A 17280-nucleotide genomic window follows, 5' to 3' on the forward strand; every position below is an offset into this window, starting at 1 on the left:
GTAGGCAGTCGATCTCAGAGAGTTCTGAGATCGACTGCGTAGCTTCCTCGCTCATGGCGCACGACTACCTGATCATCGGGGCGGGACCGGCCGGTGTGCAGCTCGCCGCCCTCCTGGAGCGCGACGGACGCGATTACGCCGTGCTCGAACGCGGCAGCGCACCGGGCACCTTCTTCACCCGCTACCCGCGGCACCGGACCCTGATCTCCATCAACAAGGTGCACAGCGGGTACTCCGACCCGGAACAGCGGCTGCGGATGGATTGGAACTCGCTGCTCACCGACGATCCCGAGCTGCTGTTCACCCGCTACAGCCGCCGCTACTTCCCCGCCGCCGACGACCTGGTCCGCTACCTGGCCGACTTCGCCGCGGCCACCGGCATCCGGGTCCACTACGACACCGAGGTCGTGCGGATCTCCCGTGACGACGAGGGCTTCACCGTGCTCGACCGCGGTGGGCGGACGTGGCGCGCGGCGCGGGTCGTGGTGGCGACCGGGGTCTCGCAGCTGCACGTGCCGCCGATCCCCGGCATCGAGCACGCCGAGCGCTACGACACGTTCGACACCGACCCGGAGTCGTTCACCGACCAGCGGGTGCTGGTGATCGGCAAGGGCAACTCCGGGTTCGAGACCGCGGACGCCCTGGTGGAGCACGCGGCGGTCATCCACGTCGCCGGCCCGCACGCGGTGCGGCTGGCGTGGCAGACGCACTACGTCGGCCACCTGCGCGCGGTGAACAACAACTTCCTCGACACCTACCAGCTCAAGTCGGAGAACGCGGTCCTCGACGGCGCGGTGGAGCTCATCGAGCCGCGGCCCGGCGGCGGTTTCCGCGTCCGGTTCCGCTACGCCCGAGCCGCGGAGTCGTTACGCGAGTTGGAGTACGACCGGATCGTGGCGTGCACCGGGTTCCGGTTCGACGCCTCGGTGTTCGACGACAGCTGCCGTCCGGCGCTGGTGATCGACGACCGGTTCCCCGAGCAGACGCCCGCGTTCGAGTCGACCACGGTGCCGGGCCTGTACTTCGCGGGCACCATCACGCAGTCCAGGGACTTCAAGAAGTCCACCAGCGGGTTCATCCACGGCTTCAGGTACGGGGTCCGCGCCCTGCACCGCATCCTCGCCGCCCGCCACCACGACACCCCGTGGCCGTCGACCGCGCTGGAACCGTCGCCGGAGGCGATCAGCGACGCGCTGGTGGCCAGGGTGAACCGGTCGTCCGCGCTGTGGCAGCAGTTCGCGGTGATCGGCGACGTGGTCACGGTCTCCGACGACGGCGCGCGGTACCAGGAAGAGGTGCCGGTGGCCTACGTCGCCGACGGCGGCCTCGGCCCGGCCGAGCACCGGTTCGTCGCGACGCTGGAGTACGGGCCCGACCACGACAAGGTGGACCCGTTCGACATCACCGTCCCGCGCGTGGCGGAGAACGACGCCGCCAACGCGCACGACGCGAGCTACCTGCACCCGGTGGTGCGCCACTACCGCGACGGCGCGCTCGCCGCGACCCACCACCTGGCCGAGAACCTCGAGAACCACTGGGACCTGCCGGCGGTGCACCAGCAGCCGCTGACCGCGTTCGTGAAGGAATGCCTTGCCGGCGCGTGAGGCCGAGCCGTTCCCGCGCGCGGTGCTCGACGTGCTCGAGACCGCCGGTGGACGGCCGGTGTTCGAACACGGCACGCGCGTGGTGAGCGGCGCGGAGATGCTCGACCTGGTCGCGCGGATCGCCGCCGGTCTGCGCGGGCGAGGTCTGGGTCCGGGTGACGGCGTCGCGCTCCTGCTCGGCGTCAACCCGGAGGCGTTCGCCACGATCCTCGCCGCGCACGCGGTGGGCGCGAGGGTGCTGGGCGTGCGGCCGGGCCTGCCCGACGACCAGGTGCGCCACCTGCTCGGCCTCGACGTCGCCGCGGTGATCACCGACTCGGACGACACGATCGCGCCCGAATCTGACGCCCCCGTGCTGACCGTCGACTCGTTGCGCGAGACCCGTGCCGACGGTCGGCTCCGGTGCGCCGGCCGGCCCGCGGACGTCGCCCGGCTGATCCACACCAGCGGCAGCACGGGCGCGCCCAAGGCGTGCGCGCAGACCTACGCCGCGATGACGTCCGGGTGGGCCGCCCGACCGGACGCGTGGCCGCCCGCGATCCGCGAACTGGCCTCCCGGCTGGACCGGTTCCTGGTGTTCGGGTCCCTGTCGAGCCAGGTGATGTTCGAGTACGCGGTGGTGGCGATCACCGCCGGCGGCACGGCGGTCGTCGCCGACCGGCCCGTGTTCCCCGAGGCGATCACCCGCCACCGCGCCTCGGCGAGCGTGTTCACGGTGCCGCGGTTGGCGAAGCTCGTCGCCGGGCAGCGCCGCGCGCCGGCCGACCTGTCGTCGTTGCGGGCGCTGATGGTGTCCGGGTCGCCGCTGACGGCCGACCGGCACCGCGAGGCGCTGGACGTGCTCGGGCCGGTCGTGTTCCAGGGCTACGGCCAGACCGAGACGGGCATGATCTCGATGGCCACCCCGGCCGACCCGCCCGGCACGGTGGGGATACCGCCCGCCGCCGTGCACGTCGAGGTCCGTGACGCGGACGGCGCACCCGTGCAGCAAGGGGTCGACGGTGAGCTGTTCGTCCGCACGCCCGCGCAGGCCGACGCGTACTGGGCGGACCCGGAGCGGTCGGCCGAGGTGTTCGCCGACGGCCTGGTGCGCACCCGCGACCTCGGCCACTTCGACGCCGACGGCCACCTGCACCTGACCGGCCGGACCAGGGACGTGGTGATCGTCAACGCGAACCTGCACTACGCGGGCCCGATCGAGCGGGTCGTCGCCGAGCACCCGGACGTCGCCGAGGCCTACGTCGTCGCCGTGCCGGACGAGGACACCGGCGAGGCGGTGCACGCGTTCGTCGTGCCGACCGCCGGCCGCACGCCCGACCTCGCGGCGCTGCGCGCGCTGGTGACCGACCGGCTGGGCGCCGCGTGCGCGCCGGTGGCCCTGACCCTGATCGAAGAACCGCCGCTCGCCCCGAGCGGCAAGCCGGACAAGCGCCTGCTGTCCCGCTCCCGGACGTGAGGAGAAGACGTGCCCAGCGAGGTTTCGACGGAGTGTCTCGTGATCGGCGCCGGCCCGGCGGGGCTCCAGGCCTCCTACCTGCTGTCCCGCGCCGGGCGGGACCACCTGGTGCTGGAGGCCGGTGACGCCCCCGGCGCGTTCTTCACCCGCTTCCCCCGCCACCGCACCCTGATCTCGATCAACAAGCCCAACACCGGGTGGGACGACCCCGAGCTCAACCTGCGCACCGACTGGAACTCGCTGCTGTCCGACGACCCGTCGCTGCTGTTCACCCGCTACACGCCGCGCTACTTCCCGCACGCCGACGACATGGTCCGCTACCTGGCCGACTTCGCCGCCGAGCACGACCTGCCGATCCGCTACGGCGCGTCGGTTGTGGAGGTGACGAGGCCGGACGACTTCGTGGTGCGCGTCCGCAACGGCGACACCTACCGGGCACGTCGGCTCATCGTCGCCACCGGTGTGTCCAAGTCGTACGTGGCGCCGATCGAGGGGGCGGAGCTCGCCGAGCGGTACGACGAGGTGTCGGTGGACCCCGCCGACTTCACCGGCCAGAAGGTGCTGATCGTCGGTCGCGGCAACTCCGCGTTCGAGACCGCCGACAACCTGATCGAGACCGCGTCGGTCATCCACGTGGCCGGGCCCGGCTCGCTGAAGCTGGCGTGGCAGACGCACTTCGTCGGCCACCTGCGCGCGGTCAACAACAACTTCCTCGACACCTACCAGCTCAAGTCGCAGAACGCGCTGCTGGACGGCCGGGTGCTGGACATCCGCCGCGACGGCGACGGGTTCCTGGTGCGCGTCAGCTTCGTGCGAGTGGCCGAGCGGGTGAAGGAGATCCGCTACGACCGGGTGATCATGGCGACCGGGTTCCGCTTCGACGCGTCGATCTTCGCGCCCGAGTGCCGCCCACGGCTGACGATCAACGACCGCTTCCCGGACCAGACCGCCGCCTGGGAGTCGGTGAACGTGCCCGACCTGTTCTTCGCCGGCACCATCACGCAGGCCAGGGACTTCAAGAAGTCGACGAGCGGGTTCATCCACGGCTTCCGGTACGGCGTGCGGGCGCTGCACCACATCATGGAGCACCGCTACCACGGCGTGGCGTGGCCGAGCCGGGACCTCTCCCCCACCCCCGAAGCGGTGGCCGACGCGGTCGTCGAGCGGGTGAACCGCACCTCGGCGTTGTGGCAGCTGTTCGCGTTCATGGCGGACGCGGTCCTGGTCGGGCCGGACGGCGCCCTGCGCTACGCCGAGGAGGTGCCGCTGGCCCACCTGCACGAGGCGGTCGGCCGCGGCGACTTCGGCGACGTCGAGTCCTACCTGGCGGTGACGCTGGAGTACGGCGCGGACCACGACCAGGTCAACCCGTTCGACGTCACGGCGGGCCGCGTGTCCCAGGAGGACACCAGCGGGCTCGACGGCCGCTACCTGCACCCGGTGGTCCGGCACTTCCGCGGCGGGACGCTGCTCGACGAGCACCACCTCACCGAGAACCTCGAGAACGAGTGGGACAGCGAGGAGGTGCACCGGGCGCCGCTGCTCGCGTTCCTGCACGCCCGGCTGGACCGGACCGCCGTGGGTTCACCGTGAGCGGCGGGCTCGCGGCGTGGCACGAGAAGGCCCGCGCGGTGCTCGATCCCGTGCACTACGACTACTACGCGGGCGGGGTCGGCGACGAGGTCGTGCTCGGGGAAAACGAAGCGGCGTTCGGGCGCCTGGCCCTGCTGCCGAGGGTGTTGCGCGGCAGGGAGAGCAGGGACCTCGGGGTCGACCTGCCCGGCGGTCGCCTCGACCTGCCGGTGCTGATCGCGCCGACCGCGTTCCACCGGCTCGCGCACCCGGACGGCGAGCTGGCGACCGCGCGGGCCGCGGCGGCGGCGCGGACGGTGCTGGTGTCCGGCATGGCCTCGACGGTGGCGATCGGCGAGGTGGTGGCGGCGGCGCGGTCGGTCGACGCGGACGCGTCCGTCTGGTTCCAGCTCTACCTGCAACCCGACGACGACGTCACGGACTGCCTGGTGGAGCGGGCGGAACGGGCCGGCTGCACGGCGCTGGTGGTGACCGCCGACTCCCCGGTGTTCGGCCGGCACCGCCGCGACGCCGAGCACGGCTTCCACGACCTGCCGGTCGGGCTGGCGGCGGAGAACATGCGCGACCTGCCCGGTGGCCCGCCGGGCGGCGTGCGGGACATCGAGATGTCGCCCTCGGTGTCGTGGGCGCACCTGGACCGGCTGCGGGAGCGGACGTCGTTGCCGTTGTGGCTCAAGGGCGTGCTCCACCCGCGCGACGCGGTGCTCGCGGTCGAGCACGGGGTGGCCGGGATCGTGGTGTCCAACCACGGCGGCCGCCAGTCCGACCTCGCGCCGGCCGCGGTCGAGGCGTTGCCGGCGGTGGTCGACGCGGTGGCGGGCCGGGTGCCGGTGGTGCTGGACGGCGGCGTCCGGCGCGGCGGTGACGTCGCCGTGGCGCTCGCGCTGGGCGCGACGGCGGTGGGTGTCGGCCGGCCCGTGCTGTGGGGTCTGGCCGCGGCCGGCGAGGCCGGAGTGTCCCGGGTGCTCGACGTGCTGCGCGACGAGTTCGACCACGTGCTCGCGCTGTGCGGCGGGCGTGACCTGGCCGACCTGACCCGGGACCTGGTCGTCGCGCGCGGGACGGGGGTGTCCGCCCGGTGTGGGTGACGGGGTTGCTCGCCGCCGCGGTGGTGCTGACCGCGCCGCGCTGGCTGCCCGCGCGGGTGGTCGCCCTGCGCGGCAAGGTGTTCGAGAAGGTCAACGGGGACAACGCGATCATGTTCCCGAACGCCGCCGTCGGGCCGGACCGGTTCCAGGAGGTCTACAGCCACCCCGCCGCGAACGGCCGCAGCCGCGGCGCCGGGCTGTCGGACCTGTTCTGGTACTGGCTCTCCCCCGGCCCCGAGGTGCACCAGGAGCACCTGGAGGCCGGTCCGCGCTACGACGACGTGGCCCGCACGACGCGCGCGCTGCTGGCCGGGCCGGGTGACGTGCTGTCGGCGACGGCGGCCCGCTGCACCGGTCGGGTGCTCGACGAGGTGCTCACCGGGCGGGTCACGCTGGTGCGGCTGCGCGACCTGATGATGCCCGTGTGGGCGGAGTACTTCTACGAGCTGGTGTTCGGCGAGCCGTGCCCGCGCGAGGCGCGTGACCTGATCGTGGGGCACGCCGACGACGTGGTGACGGCGTTGAAGTGCACCGGCCTGCGCCACCCGGCCCGGCGGGCGCGGCTGACCCGCTACCTGGCCCGGCGGGTCGCGGCGGGCGACGTGCGGCGGCCGTTGCCGGCGAGCCTGTCGCCCACCGAGCAGGTGCACTACCTCCAGGGCACGTTCTTCAACACGGGCGTGGTCCAGATGTCCGAGGCGATGGCGCACCTGCTGCTCGCCCTGGCGCAGCACCCGCACGTGGCGGCCCGGCTCGCCGACGACGAGCGCTACTTCACCCACGTCCTGGACGAGACCATGCGGCTGTACCCGCTGTTCGGCATCGCGCACCGCGTCACCACCGGTGACATCGAGCTGGACGAGCGCACCACACTGCCCGCGGGTTCCGTGCTGTGCTTCAGCTATCCCGACTACCACGCGACCGGCTACGCGCGCCCTGAGGTCTTCGACCCGGACCGCTGGGCGCGGGTCCGGGTCCGCGCGGCGCACCACATCCCGTTCGGCGTCGCCGCCAACCGGCCGTGCCCGGCGTGGCGGCTGTCCCCGCTGGCGCTGCGCGGGGCGACCGGCGAGGTGCTGCGCCGCGTGCGGCCGCACTCCACGGTCAGGCACACCAGGTCGTTGCCCAGCCGCGGCCCGTGCCTGCTGGTCCGGGCCGACGAGCCGCTGCCGCCACGCCGGCTCGCCGTGCTCGGCGCGTTCCTGCGGGTGCGCGACCGGTGGGAGGACGTGTGGCGCAGCGTCGTCCAGCTCGTCCTCGGCACGGTCATGGTCCTGCACGCCCACCGGCTGCGGTTGGCCGGGCGCTACTTCGACACGCACGACACCCAGGGTCGTCCGCTGCGGCGCGAGCCGCCCTCTGCCCAGGAGATCACCCGGTGAACCAGATCCAGTTCGCGTTGAAGGTGTTCGCCGCGCTCGCCGTCGTGCTCGCCGCGACGACGCTGTGCGGGCGCATCGCCATGGCGGTCAAGCAGCCCAGGGTGGTCGGCGAGATGGTCGCCGGCGTCCTGCTGGGGCCTGCCCTGCTGGGCGCCGTCGCGCCGGGGTTGCAGGCCCAGATCTTCCCCACCGACGTCAAGGACACCCTGTACGTGCTGAGCACGATCGGGTTGACGTTCTACATGTTCCTGGTCGGGTCCTCGCTCGACCACGGCCTCGCCGCCGGGCGGAACATGCGGCGGGCGTCGGCGCTCGCGGTGTCGGGCATCGTGCCGACCTTCGCGCTGGGCGCGGCCGTGGCGGCGCTGTTCTTCGGCTCGCTGAGCCCGGACGGCACGACCCGGTGGGAGTTCATGCTCTTCGTCGGCGGCGCGCTGTCGATCACCGCGTTCCCGATGCTGGCGCGGATCCTGCAGGAGCGCGGGATCGCGAACACGCCCATCGGCGGCCTCACCCTGGTCGCGGCGGCGATCGACGACGCGGCGGCGTGGGTGATCCTGGCCGTGATCATCGCGGTCGCGGCGGCCGGCAGCCCGTTCGACGCGGTGAGCACGGTGGCGGGCGCGGCGGTGTTCGCGCTGCTGATGCTCACGGTGGGGCGCAACCTGTTCGCCCGGCTGGGCGCGCGGGTGGAGCGCGAGGGTCGGATGAGCCGCGACGTGATGGCGCTCGTGCTGCTGGTCGTGCTGGTGGCGGGGTGGTTCACCGACTACATCGGCGTGTTCTCGGTGTTCGGCGGGTTCATCACGGGCCTGGCGATGCCGCAGTCGGCGATCGTGCGGCGGGAGCTGGAGACGCGGCTCACGGACCTGAACTCCATCCTGCTGCTGCCGGTGTTCTTCGCGTTCAGCGGGTTGAACACGCAGGTGTCCGGCTTCGGCGCGGGCGGCGCCCTGTGGTGGCCGCTCGCGGTGATCATGGCGGTCGCGTTCGCGGGCAAGTACCTCGGCTGCGCGCTGGTGGTGCGCGCCCAGGGCTTCTCGTGGCGCTACGCGTCGGCGGTCGGCGGGCTGATGAACGCCCGGGGGCTGATGATCCTGATCTTCATCAACATCGGCCTCGCGCACGACATGGTGACCCCGGAGCTGTTCGCGATCCTCGTCGCGGTCGCGATCGTGACCACGGCGGCCGCGATGCCGATCTACCGGGCGTCCCTGCCCGAGAGCCTGGAGCGCGGCGCGACCGACTTCCTGCCGCCGGCGGTGCCCGCGCCGAACAACTGAGGCTCACCCCGTGGTGGGAGCCGCCGTCTGCGGACGGCGGCTCTTCGCCAGCCTCCAGGTCGGGTACAGCAGGGCGGCGGCGAGGACGACGGGCGTCCACAGCGACAACCGCTGCAGCACCAGGTCGTCGGTGCGGGCGACGTGCAGCTCGTGGTAGATCCCGTGGGGCAGGTGGAACAGCAGCACCCCGATCAGCAGCGCGGCGACGAACGCCGGTTCCGGCAGCTTCAGGCAGACCAGCGCCAAGGGCGCCAGCTGCAGCAGCGCCAGTCCGTAGTCCCGCACGAGGTGTTCGTTGTACGGCGGGAACAGCGCCACCCAGCCGACCCCGGGCGTCGGGTACCCGGCGAAGAACGCCTCCGGGAACACCGCCGCCCACAACCCGGCACCCACCTGCACGAGGATCAGCAGCGCGCACCCGGTCAGCAGCACCCGTCTCGTGCCCACCCTTCCTCCCCGCGCCGTCCCGGTCGGCCCTGCACCGGTTGTACCGCACGGTCCGCGCCGAGCGGGCCGATCCGGACCGGACCACCCGGTCGGGAAGCGACGTGCCGCGATCGTGGGCCGACCGGTGACGAGGCGGCCGGCCCCGGAGCGGGACCGGCCGCGCGCGAACCGCTACGCCGGGCGCCGGCCTCCGGCGCCGACCGGCGTCCCGATCTCCGCGAGACCGCTCAGGGCCCGCGGCAACGGGTCCCGGTGCAGGACGCCCAGGCGCTGGGTGGCACGGGTGAGCGCGACGTACAGCTCGGCCGCGCCACGCGGGCCCTCGGCGAGGATCCGCTCCGGCTCGACGACCAGGACGGCGTCGTACTCCAAGCCCTTCGTCTCCGACGCGGGCACCGTGCCCGCCAGGCCGACCGGCCCGATCACCACGCTGGTGCCCTCGCGGCCGGCCTCGTCGCGGACGAACTCCTCGATCGCGGCCGGCAGCTCGTCCTCCGCGACCCGCCTCGACCACGGCCGCACGCCGCACGCGCGCACCGACTCCGGCGGCTGGACCGACGGCGCGAACTCGGCGAGCAGCGCGGCGGCGACCGCCATGATCTCCGCCGGCGTGCGGTAGTTCACCGTCAGCGCCCGGTAGACCCAGCGGCCCGGCACGTACGGCTCCAGCATCGCCTCCCAGGACGTCGCACCGGCCTCGGACCGGCGTTGCGCGAGATCGCCGACCACCGTGAACGACCGGCCGGGGCAGCGCCGCATCAGCACCCGCCAGTCCATTTCGGACAGTTCCTGCGCCTCGTCGACCACGACGTGCCGGTAGGTCCAGTCCCGGTCGGCGGTGGCGCGCTCGACGAGGTCGCGCGTGTCGCGCTCCAGGACGCGGTCCGCCAGGTCCTCGGCGTTCAGCAGGTCCGTGGCGTACAGGTGGTCCTCGTCGTCCATCGAGTCCTGGCGGCCGTGGAGGCCGTCGAGCACGCCCTCGGCGAACTCGGCCTCGGCCTTCCGCTGCCGTTCGGCGGTGTCGTCGGCCGCCTTGTCCCGGCCGAGCAGGTCGACCAGCTCGTCGAGCAGCGGCACGTCCGACACCGTCCAGGCCTCGCCGTCGGCACGCCACAACGCCTGGTCGGCGCCGGCCGCCCGCAGCCGTTGCGGTGAGGCGTACAGCGAGGCCAGCAGCGAGGACGGCGTCAGGACCGGCCAGAGCTCGTCGAGCACGGCGACGAACCCGTCGTCCGCGTGCAGCTCCTTGACGAGGTCGGACCGCAGGCGTTCCCACGCGTCCCGGTTCTCCCGGGTCAGCCAACCGCGGCCGATCCGGGCGATCGCCCGTTCGGTGAGCACGTAGGTGATGATCTCGCTGAACACCGCGCGGGCCTCGTTGTGCGGCAACCCGCTCGCGCGCGCCTCGTCCCTGGCCCACTCCGCGGTGGCGGCGTCGATCCGCGCCGGGCCGCCGCCCAGTTCGAGCGTCACCGGCTCCTGCGGCAACCGCTGCCGGTCGGCGACGGCCGCCTTCAGCACGTCCAGGATCTTCAGCGAGCCCTTGAGCCGCGCGGCGTCCGGCGTGTCGTCGGCGGTGACGTGCAGACCGGGCACCAGGCCGCCCGGCGTCGTGAACACCACGTCGGACTCGCCGAGCGACGGCAGCACGCGGCCGATGTGGTTCAGGAACGCCGGGTTGGGCCCGACCACCAGCACACCGTGCCGCTCCATCCGCTCGCGCTGGGTGTAGAGCAGGTACGCGACGCGGTGCAGCGCGACCACGGTCTTGCCGGTGCCCGGTCCGCCCTCGATCACCAGCACGCCGGGGTGGTCGAGCCGGATGATCTCGTCCTGCTCGGACTGGATCGTCGCCACGATGTCGCGCATGCCCTCGCCGCGCGGCGCGTTGACCGCCGCGAGCAGGGCCGCGTCACCCCGCTCGTCGCCGTCGGGCCGGCCGAGCACCTCGTCGGTGAAGTCGGCCACCAGCCGACCGCGGGTGTGGAACTGGCGGCGGCGGCGCATGTTCTCCGGGTTCGCGGCGGTGGCGACGTAGAACGCGCGCGACGCCGGCGCGCGCCAGTCGAGCAGCACCGGCTCGTACTCGTCGCCCTCGTCGAACAGCCCGATCCGCCCGATGTAGGACCGCTCGCCCGTGAGGGTGTCCAACCGGCCGAAGCACAGCCCGTTGTCCGCCACGTCCAGCCGCTTCGCCTCCTTGGCCAGCGCGCGCACCTCCACGTCGCGCTCCATGGGCGTGCCACCGGTGCCGCGCAGCGCCGCTTCGTACTCCTTCTTCACGCGCACGCGCTCGGCGTCCAGCCGTCGGTAGAGCCCGGCCACGTAGCCCCGCTCGGACCGCAGTTCTTCTTCGTACCCCTGAGTTGACACATGCCCCTCACAGCGCTAACGTGGTCTTAGGTTCGGCGGGTTCTCCAGTCCACTTCGGAGCGCACGCCGACTTTCTATTGTCCGGACCATGTCAAGCCCCCTGGCACAACGCGCAGGTGCGGGCACCGCGTCCGGGCCGGTCAACCGGGACGTCACGAGCGAGAGCCGTCACCGGACCGCCGCCTCGTCCGCCGCTCGACCGCCGGAACCGTGCGGCAGCTCGCCCGCGTTTCCGGCCTGGCGGCGAAGCAACGGACCGCGGCCCGATACCCGCCACGGCAGGGGTTCGCGCGGCCGAGTCGGCTCACTCCCGCACCACGCTCGCGTCCCCGCGCCGCACTCGCGCCCCCGCACCACGCTCGCGTCCTGCACCACGCCGGCGTCTCTGCAGAACGCCCGCGACTTCCGCACCGCGTTCGCGTCCCGTAGCGCACCCTCGACCCCCGCAGCGCGCCTGCGTCCCTGCACCGCGCTCGCGCCCCACGACACCCCAGGCCCGCCCAGCGCCTCGTACCCGCGCGCCGAAGGCCACCTCCGGCCCTTGATGTTAGCGCGAACATCGAACATACTCGCCGCTGAGGCGTGAGGGCGCTCACAGTCACTCCGTGGTGCCCGACACGTGTTGTTAGCGCTCACCAAGTCCGCCGAAGGCAGCACCGCTCCGATCGTGAACCACCCCGTGATCAAGGGAGATCACCCGTGCCACGAACACTGACGAGGATCGGCGCGCTGGTCGCCGCCGTCGCCCTGCTGTTCACGTCCTGGTCGGTGACGACCGACCGGCGCGCCGAGGCGCTGGAGCCGTTCACCGGCTACCTGATGGCGCACTTCACCGGCGAGCACGCGACCGGCGAGCAGATCTACCTCGCGCACAGCCGCGACGGCCTGCGCTGGACCGACCTGAACAACGGCGCGCCCGTGCTGCTGTCCACCGTCGGCACGCGCGGCGTGCGCGATCCCGCGCTCGTCCGCTCACCCGCCGGCGACCGGTACTGGATCGTCGCCACCGACCTGCGCATCGCGAGCGGCACGTCGTGGTCCGACGCCGCCAACCGGGGCAGCAAGTCCCTGGTCGTGTGGGAGTCGACCGACCTGGTCACCTGGTCCGCGCCACGGCTGCTGAACGTCGCCTCCGGCATCTCCGGCGCGGGCAACGCCTGGGCGCCCGAGGCCATCTACGACCCCGCCTCCGGCGACTACGTCGTCTACTGGGCGACGAACGCGGCGCTCAACGGCGTCACCAAGCACCGCATCTACTACGTCCGCACCAAGGACTTCCGGACCATCACCTCCCCGGTGCTCTACATCGACCGCGGCGCGGGCCAGGGCATCATCGACACCCAGATCGTCGAGTCTCCCGGCAGCGTCGGCGGCTACCGCTACTACCGGGCCTCCGCCGACGGCCACATCACCGTCGAGGGCAGCAACTCGATCCTCGGCTCCTGGACCACCATCGGCAACCTCTCGCACATGGGCATCTCCAACGGCACCGGCGGCGGCAACGTCGTCGAGGGTCCGATGTGGATGCAGTTCAACGGCCGCAACGAGTGGGCGCTGTGGCTGGACCAGTACGCCACCGGCCGCGGGTACATGCCGATCACGTCGACCAACCTGGGCAGCACCCGCAACTTCACCACCCGCACGGACTACAACCTGGGCGCCACGCGCAAGCGGCACGGCTCGATCCTCAACCTCACCGCCGCCGAGGAGAGCCGCGTCCTGGCCAAGTGGGGCACGAGCACCCCGGTCAACCGCATCCAGTCCTACAACTTCCAGGACCGGTACGTGCGCCACGCCGACTACGACGTGCGCATCGACCCGAACGTCAGCCCCGCCCAGGACGCCCAGTTCCGGGTGATGCCCGGTCTGGCGGGCTCCGGGACGGTGTCGTTCCAGTCGGTCAACTACCCCGGCTACTACCTGCGGCACGTCAACTACGACTTCGTCCTCGCCGCGGACGACGGCAGCGCGACGTTCAAGGCCGACGCCACCTTCCGCCAGGTGGCCGGGCTCGCCTCGTCGTCCTGGTCGTCGTTCCAGTCCTACAACCACCCGGACCGCTACCTGCGGCACTACGCCTACCAGCTCCGGCTCGACCCGATCACCGACGCGACGGGCCGCGCGGACGCCACGTTCCGGCTGACCACCTGACGACGCGGGGGTGGGCGGTCGACCCGCCCACCCCCGTCACCGTCACCAGTAGCTGCGCCAGTCGGGCCGCAGCCGCCTGCTCAGGGCTTCCAGGTAGAAGTAGTCGCCCCAGAGGCTCCCCTCGTCCACCCCGACGTTCTTGGGCTTGTCGTAGACGCCGTGCAGGAGCAGCGCGGTGGCGCCGGGGTCGTGCGCGGTCGAGTACGCGGTGGCCAGGCTGTCCAGGATGGCGTCGGCCTCGGCGCGGTAGCGCAGGGCGGCGTCCCGGTCGTCCAGGTGGTCCGCGAGCTCGTACAGGCCGCACACCGCGATGGCGGCGGCCGAGGAGTCGCGCTCCTGCCCGCTGCCGTCGTCGAACACCAGGTCCCAGTAGGCGATGCGGTCCGCGGGCAGGCGGGTGAGGAAGTAGTCGGCGCAGCGCCTGGCCGCGTCGAGGAACGACTCCCGCCGCGCGTGCCGGTAGCCGAGGGCGAACCCGTAGATCCCCCACGCCTGCCCGCGTGCCCAGCACGAACCGTCCTGGTGGCCCTGCTCGGTGCCGCCGCGCAGCGGTTCGCCGGTCTCGGGGTCCCAGTAATAGGTGTGGAACGTGGTGCCGTCCGGGCGGATGACGTGCTGCCGCAGCTGCTCGGTGTGGCGCAGGGCGGCTTCGAGGAACGACGGCGTGCCGGTCGTCTCGGCGGCCCAGTACAGCAGCGGCACGTTCATCAGGCTGTCGATGATCGTGCGACCGCGCTGCAACGGGTTCTCCAGGTCGCCCCAGGCCTGGAGGATGCCCGCCGGTTCCAGGAACCGGTCCATCAGGTGGTTCGCGGCCTTCAACGCGCTGTCCCGCGCCCGCACGTCCCCCAGCAGCCGGTACGGCGCCACGCACGACAGCGTGTAGAGGAACCCGAGGTCGTGGGTGTCCAGGTCGATCCCGCGCCGGACCCGGTCGGAGAAGCTGTCGACCTGGAGCCCCGCGGCCCGCCGCACGTCGTCGTCGCCGGTGGCCTCCCAGGCCAGCCACAGCATCCCCGGCCAGAAGCCGGTGGTCCACCCGACGTTGGCCCCCTCGGGTTGGCCGTCGCGGGCCGTGCGCGGCCGGTACTCGCCGTCGGTGGTGGTGTCGTCCGGGTACCAGGCGGTGAAGTCGGCGATGTTGCCCCGGACGGTCGCCAGGGCGGCGTTCCAGGCCGCGGCCAGGTGGTCGGTGGTCGGTGCGGCGCGGTCTGCTTCCGCGGACATGGTTCTCCCTCAGAACGGGTGACGGAACAGCGGGCGCGGGTCAGCGCGCCGCGACAGAACGCGGGTCGGGCTCGGAGCCCGGGACGACGCGGAGCGGCCGGAGGGTCGCGCGACTGCCCACCCAGACGACGTACAGCGCCGGACCGGTCAGCAGGGCGAGCGCCGGCACGGGCAGGGCGGCGACGGCCGCCGCCAGCACCCACAGCGCCACCAGCGAGACCGCGGTGAAGTGCGGGCGGCGCAGCGCCAGGAACAGGCAGGCCCGCACCAGGCGCCGCAGCGGCACGTCGGGGTGTTCCACCAGGGCGGTGAGCGCCACCAGCGCGGTCACCGCGGTGAGCACCGCGAGCACGGCCAGGACGGGGATGGCGACGGCGCCGACGGGTGTGCCCCACGCCGCGCGGACGTCCACCGCCAGGACGAGCAGGAGGGCGGACGCGGCGCCGGTCACGAGCACCGACCGGCGGGCGTGCCGGCGCCAGGCGCGCAGGAAACCCCGCACGACCGGTGCGCCCTCGTCCCGCGCGGTGGAGGCGAACACGGCGTGCGCGGCGGCGAAGGCGGGGCCGACGAACGGCGCCGTCGGCACCAGCACCGGCCAGCTGGCCGTCACGGGGGTGAACAGCAGCACGGCCAGGAACGGCGCGCTCGCGCCCACCACGAGCACACTGGTGGCCAGCAGCGCGTAGGCGGTGGCGAAGACCCGGTTGTAGATCTCGTGCGACACGGTCGTCAGCCCTTCAGCCCGCTGGTCGCGACACCCTGGACGAAGTACTTCTGCCCGAGCAGGAACACCACCGCGATCGGCAGCACGGACAGCACCGAGCCGGTCATGATCAACGCGTGCTCGGCGTTGTACTCGCTGACGAACGACTTCAGTCCCAGCTGGATCGTCCACAGGTCCGGGTCGCGCAGGTAGATCAGCGGGCCGAGGTAGTCGTTCCAGGTGGTGACGAAGGTGAGCAGGGCCAGGCTGGCGAGGGCGGGCACGGACAGCGGCAGCATGATCCGGAAGTAGATGCCGTACTCGCTCAGGCCGTCGACGCGGGCGGCCTCGCACAGCTCGTCGGGGATGGTCAGGTAGTACTGCCGCATCAGGAACACGCCGAAGGCGCTGAACGCCTGCAACGCGATGACGGCCCACGGCGTGTTCGTCAGGCCGACCTCGGACATCATGATGAACTGCGGGATCATGTACGCCTGCCACGGCACCGCGATCGTGCCGATGTAGAGCAGGAACAGCAGGTTGCGCCCCGGGAAGCGGGCCTTGGCGAACCCGTAGGCGGCGAAGCTGCCGGTGAACAGCTGGAGCAGGGTGACGACCACCGAGAGGAAGACGGTGTTCTTCAGCCACACCAGCATGTCCGAGATCCGCCAGATCTCGACGTAGTTCGCCCACTGCGGCGACTCCGGGAACCAGGTCACGGGGATGGAGAAGACACCGTTGGCGGTCTTCAACGACGAGGAGACCATCCAGAAGAACGGCAGCAGCAGCCCGGCCGCCGCCACCACGAGGACGGCGTACCCCAGGAGCCTGCCCGGCGCGGGGAACCGCCTGCCGCCGCGTTCGGGCGGCGCGACGGGCCCCGTGCCGACCGTCCCCGGCGCGGCGAGGTCGGGCAGTGTGCGCGGCGCGGCCATCAGGCGTTCCTCCTCCGGTTGACGGCGAACTGCACGACCGTGACCAGCATGCAGAGCGCGAACAGCACGACGGAGATCGCGGAGGCGTAGCCGAACCGGTTCTCCACCAGGCCCTTCTGGTAGATGTACTGCGACAGCACCAGGGTCGACTGGCCCGGGCCGCCGTTGGTCATCACGAGGATCAGGTCGAAGACCTTGAAGCTGCCGATGGTGAGCATCACCGTGACGAAGAACGTCGTGGGGCGCAGGCACGGCAGCGTGACGTTGCGGAAGCGCTGCCAGGCGTTGGCGCCGTCGATCCGGGCGGCTTCGTGCAGCTCGGGTGGCACGGTCTGCAACCCGGCCAGGAAGAGCAGCATGTAGTAGCCCATCTCGCGCCAGACCCCGACGATGATCACGGCGGGCATCGCCCAGGTCGACGAGGCGGTCCAGCCGGGCGGGTCGTCCACCCCGAACAGGCCGAGGATCTGGTTGATCGGGCCGGCGTCGCGGCTGAACAGCAGGTTCCACGCGATGGCGATGGCCACGATCGAGGTGACGTAGGGGAAGAAGGCGGCGGTGCGGAAGAAGGCGACGCCGCGCAGCTTCCGGTTGAGCAGCAGGGCCAGGCCCAGCGACAGCGCGAGCGTGAGCGGGATGTGGAACGCGGAGTAGTACAGCGTGTTGAGCAGCGCCCGGTGGAAGCTCGCGTCACCGATCAGGCGGGTGAAGTTGTCCAGCCCGATCCACTTGGCCTTGCCGAAGACGTTCCAGTTGGTGAACGAGATGTAGAACAGCGCGACGACCGGGCCCAGGGTGAGCAGGCCGAAGCCGAGGAAGTTCGGCAGGACGAACGACGCGCCCTGCAACGACCGGCGCGCCCGGTACCACCGCTTCGTCCGGTCCGCGCCGGTGCTGCGCGGACCGCCGACCGTCGTGGTGCTCATCGGCTCTCTGTGCTCCTGCGTAGGTGGGGTGCTGGGGCGGCGCCGCGCGCGCGGAGCCCGAGCCGCCCCCGCCCGGCCGCACACAGCAGCGGGGGCACACAGGGGCCGC

The 17280-nt window shown here is 72.3% G+C and carries 13 protein-coding genes; 7 read left to right on the forward strand and 6 right to left on the reverse strand.

From position 1 onward, the window contains the following. Positions 1 to 53: 53 nt before the first annotated feature. From AB0I91_RS39195 to AB0I91_RS39220, 6 genes are read left to right on the forward strand one after another with little or no spacing between them, the layout of a single operon-like run. Positions 54 to 1604, forward strand: a complete 1551-nt coding sequence (locus AB0I91_RS39195) for an NAD(P)-binding domain-containing protein (protein ID WP_499641391.1) — start codon at positions 54 to 56, stop codon at positions 1602 to 1604. Beyond that, entirely contained in the window at positions 1591 to 3060 is a 1470-nt protein-coding gene (locus AB0I91_RS39200) for a class I adenylate-forming enzyme family protein (protein ID WP_499618109.1), read from the forward strand. Before AB0I91_RS39195 ends, AB0I91_RS39200 begins: the two co-directional genes overlap by 14 nt. Before the next feature lie 9 nt (positions 3061 to 3069). Next, positions 3070 to 4653, forward strand: coding sequence for an NAD(P)-binding domain-containing protein (locus AB0I91_RS39205; RefSeq protein ID WP_498779701.1), 1584 nt, complete (start codon positions 3070 to 3072; stop codon positions 4651 to 4653). Beyond that, positions 4650 to 5741: an alpha-hydroxy acid oxidase gene (locus tag AB0I91_RS39210; RefSeq protein WP_499618107.1), complete on the forward strand. Its 1092-nt coding sequence runs from the start codon at positions 4650 to 4652 to the stop codon at positions 5739 to 5741. Before AB0I91_RS39205 ends, AB0I91_RS39210 begins: the two co-directional genes overlap by 4 nt. After that, positions 5738 to 7123: a cytochrome P450 gene (locus AB0I91_RS39215; protein WP_498779704.1), complete on the forward strand. Its 1386-nt coding sequence runs from the start codon at positions 5738 to 5740 to the stop codon at positions 7121 to 7123. The genes AB0I91_RS39210 and AB0I91_RS39215 overlap by 4 nt, the downstream gene beginning before the upstream one ends. Beyond that, the gene (locus tag AB0I91_RS39220) at positions 7120 to 8406 is read left to right on the forward strand and encodes a cation:proton antiporter (protein WP_498779706.1); all 1287 of its coding nucleotides are present in this window, start codon (positions 7120 to 7122) and stop codon (positions 8404 to 8406) included. Before AB0I91_RS39215 ends, AB0I91_RS39220 begins: the two co-directional genes overlap by 4 nt. Before the next feature lie 3 nt (positions 8407 to 8409). Here AB0I91_RS39220 and AB0I91_RS39225 read toward each other — a convergent pair whose 3' ends face one another. Next, complete coding sequence (locus tag AB0I91_RS39225; RefSeq protein ID WP_498779708.1) at positions 8410 to 8853, reverse strand: hypothetical protein; 444 nt, start codon at positions 8851 to 8853, stop codon at positions 8410 to 8412. Between the two features lie 171 nt (positions 8854 to 9024). Then, positions 9025 to 11226 carry an RNA polymerase recycling motor ATPase HelR gene (helR, locus tag AB0I91_RS39230; RefSeq protein WP_499641393.1) on the reverse strand — a complete coding sequence of 734 codons (2202 nt, stop codon included), beginning with the start codon at positions 11224 to 11226 and terminating at the stop codon, positions 9025 to 9027. Positions 11227 to 11925: 699 nt separating this feature from the next. On the opposite strand from helR, the gene AB0I91_RS39235 reads away from it, so the two are divergent. Then, positions 11926 to 13377, forward strand: a complete 1452-nt coding sequence (locus AB0I91_RS39235; RefSeq protein WP_499618102.1) for a glycoside hydrolase family 43 protein — start codon at positions 11926 to 11928, stop codon at positions 13375 to 13377. 42 nt (positions 13378 to 13419) lie between these two features. Here AB0I91_RS39235 and AB0I91_RS39240 read toward each other — a convergent pair whose 3' ends face one another. The 4 genes from AB0I91_RS39240 to AB0I91_RS39255 are packed head-to-tail and all read right to left on the reverse strand — an operon-like array spanning position 13420 to position 17171. Beyond that, positions 13420 to 14604, reverse strand: coding sequence for a glycoside hydrolase family 88 protein (locus tag AB0I91_RS39240; protein ID WP_499641395.1), 1185 nt, complete (start codon positions 14602 to 14604; stop codon positions 13420 to 13422). Between the two features lie 40 nt (positions 14605 to 14644). After that, positions 14645 to 15331 carry a hypothetical protein gene (locus tag AB0I91_RS39245; RefSeq protein ID WP_499641398.1) on the reverse strand — a complete coding sequence of 229 codons (687 nt, stop codon included), beginning with the start codon at positions 15329 to 15331 and terminating at the stop codon, positions 14645 to 14647. Between the two features lie 5 nt (positions 15332 to 15336). Next, positions 15337 to 16245, reverse strand: a complete 909-nt coding sequence (locus tag AB0I91_RS39250) for a carbohydrate ABC transporter permease (protein WP_498779718.1) — start codon at positions 16243 to 16245, stop codon at positions 15337 to 15339. Further along, the gene (locus AB0I91_RS39255; protein WP_499641400.1) at positions 16245 to 17171 is read right to left on the reverse strand and encodes a carbohydrate ABC transporter permease; all 927 of its coding nucleotides are present in this window, start codon (positions 17169 to 17171) and stop codon (positions 16245 to 16247) included. Before AB0I91_RS39255 ends, AB0I91_RS39250 begins: the two co-directional genes overlap by 1 nt. Positions 17172 to 17280: the final 109 nt, after the last annotated feature.

This window comes from Actinosynnema sp. NPDC049800 (genome assembly GCF_040656635.1).
Taxonomy (GTDB): Bacteria; Actinomycetota; Actinomycetes; order Mycobacteriales; family Pseudonocardiaceae; genus Actinosynnema.

Excerpts from the sequence above, each read along its gene's own strand:
- AB0I91_RS39240 (WP_499641395.1), bottom strand. The coding sequence starts at position 14,604 with ATGTCCGCGGAAGCAGACCGCGCCGCACCGACCACCGACCACCTGGCC.
- AB0I91_RS39250 (WP_498779718.1), bottom strand. The coding sequence starts at position 16,245 with ATGGCCGCGCCGCGCACACTGCCCGACCTCGCCGCGCCGGGGACGGTC.
- AB0I91_RS39195 (WP_499641391.1), top strand. The coding sequence starts at position 54 with ATGGCGCACGACTACCTGATCATCGGGGCGGGACCGGCCGGTGTGCAG.
- AB0I91_RS39255 (WP_499641400.1), bottom strand. The coding sequence starts at position 17,171 with ATGAGCACCACGACGGTCGGCGGTCCGCGCAGCACCGGCGCGGACCGG.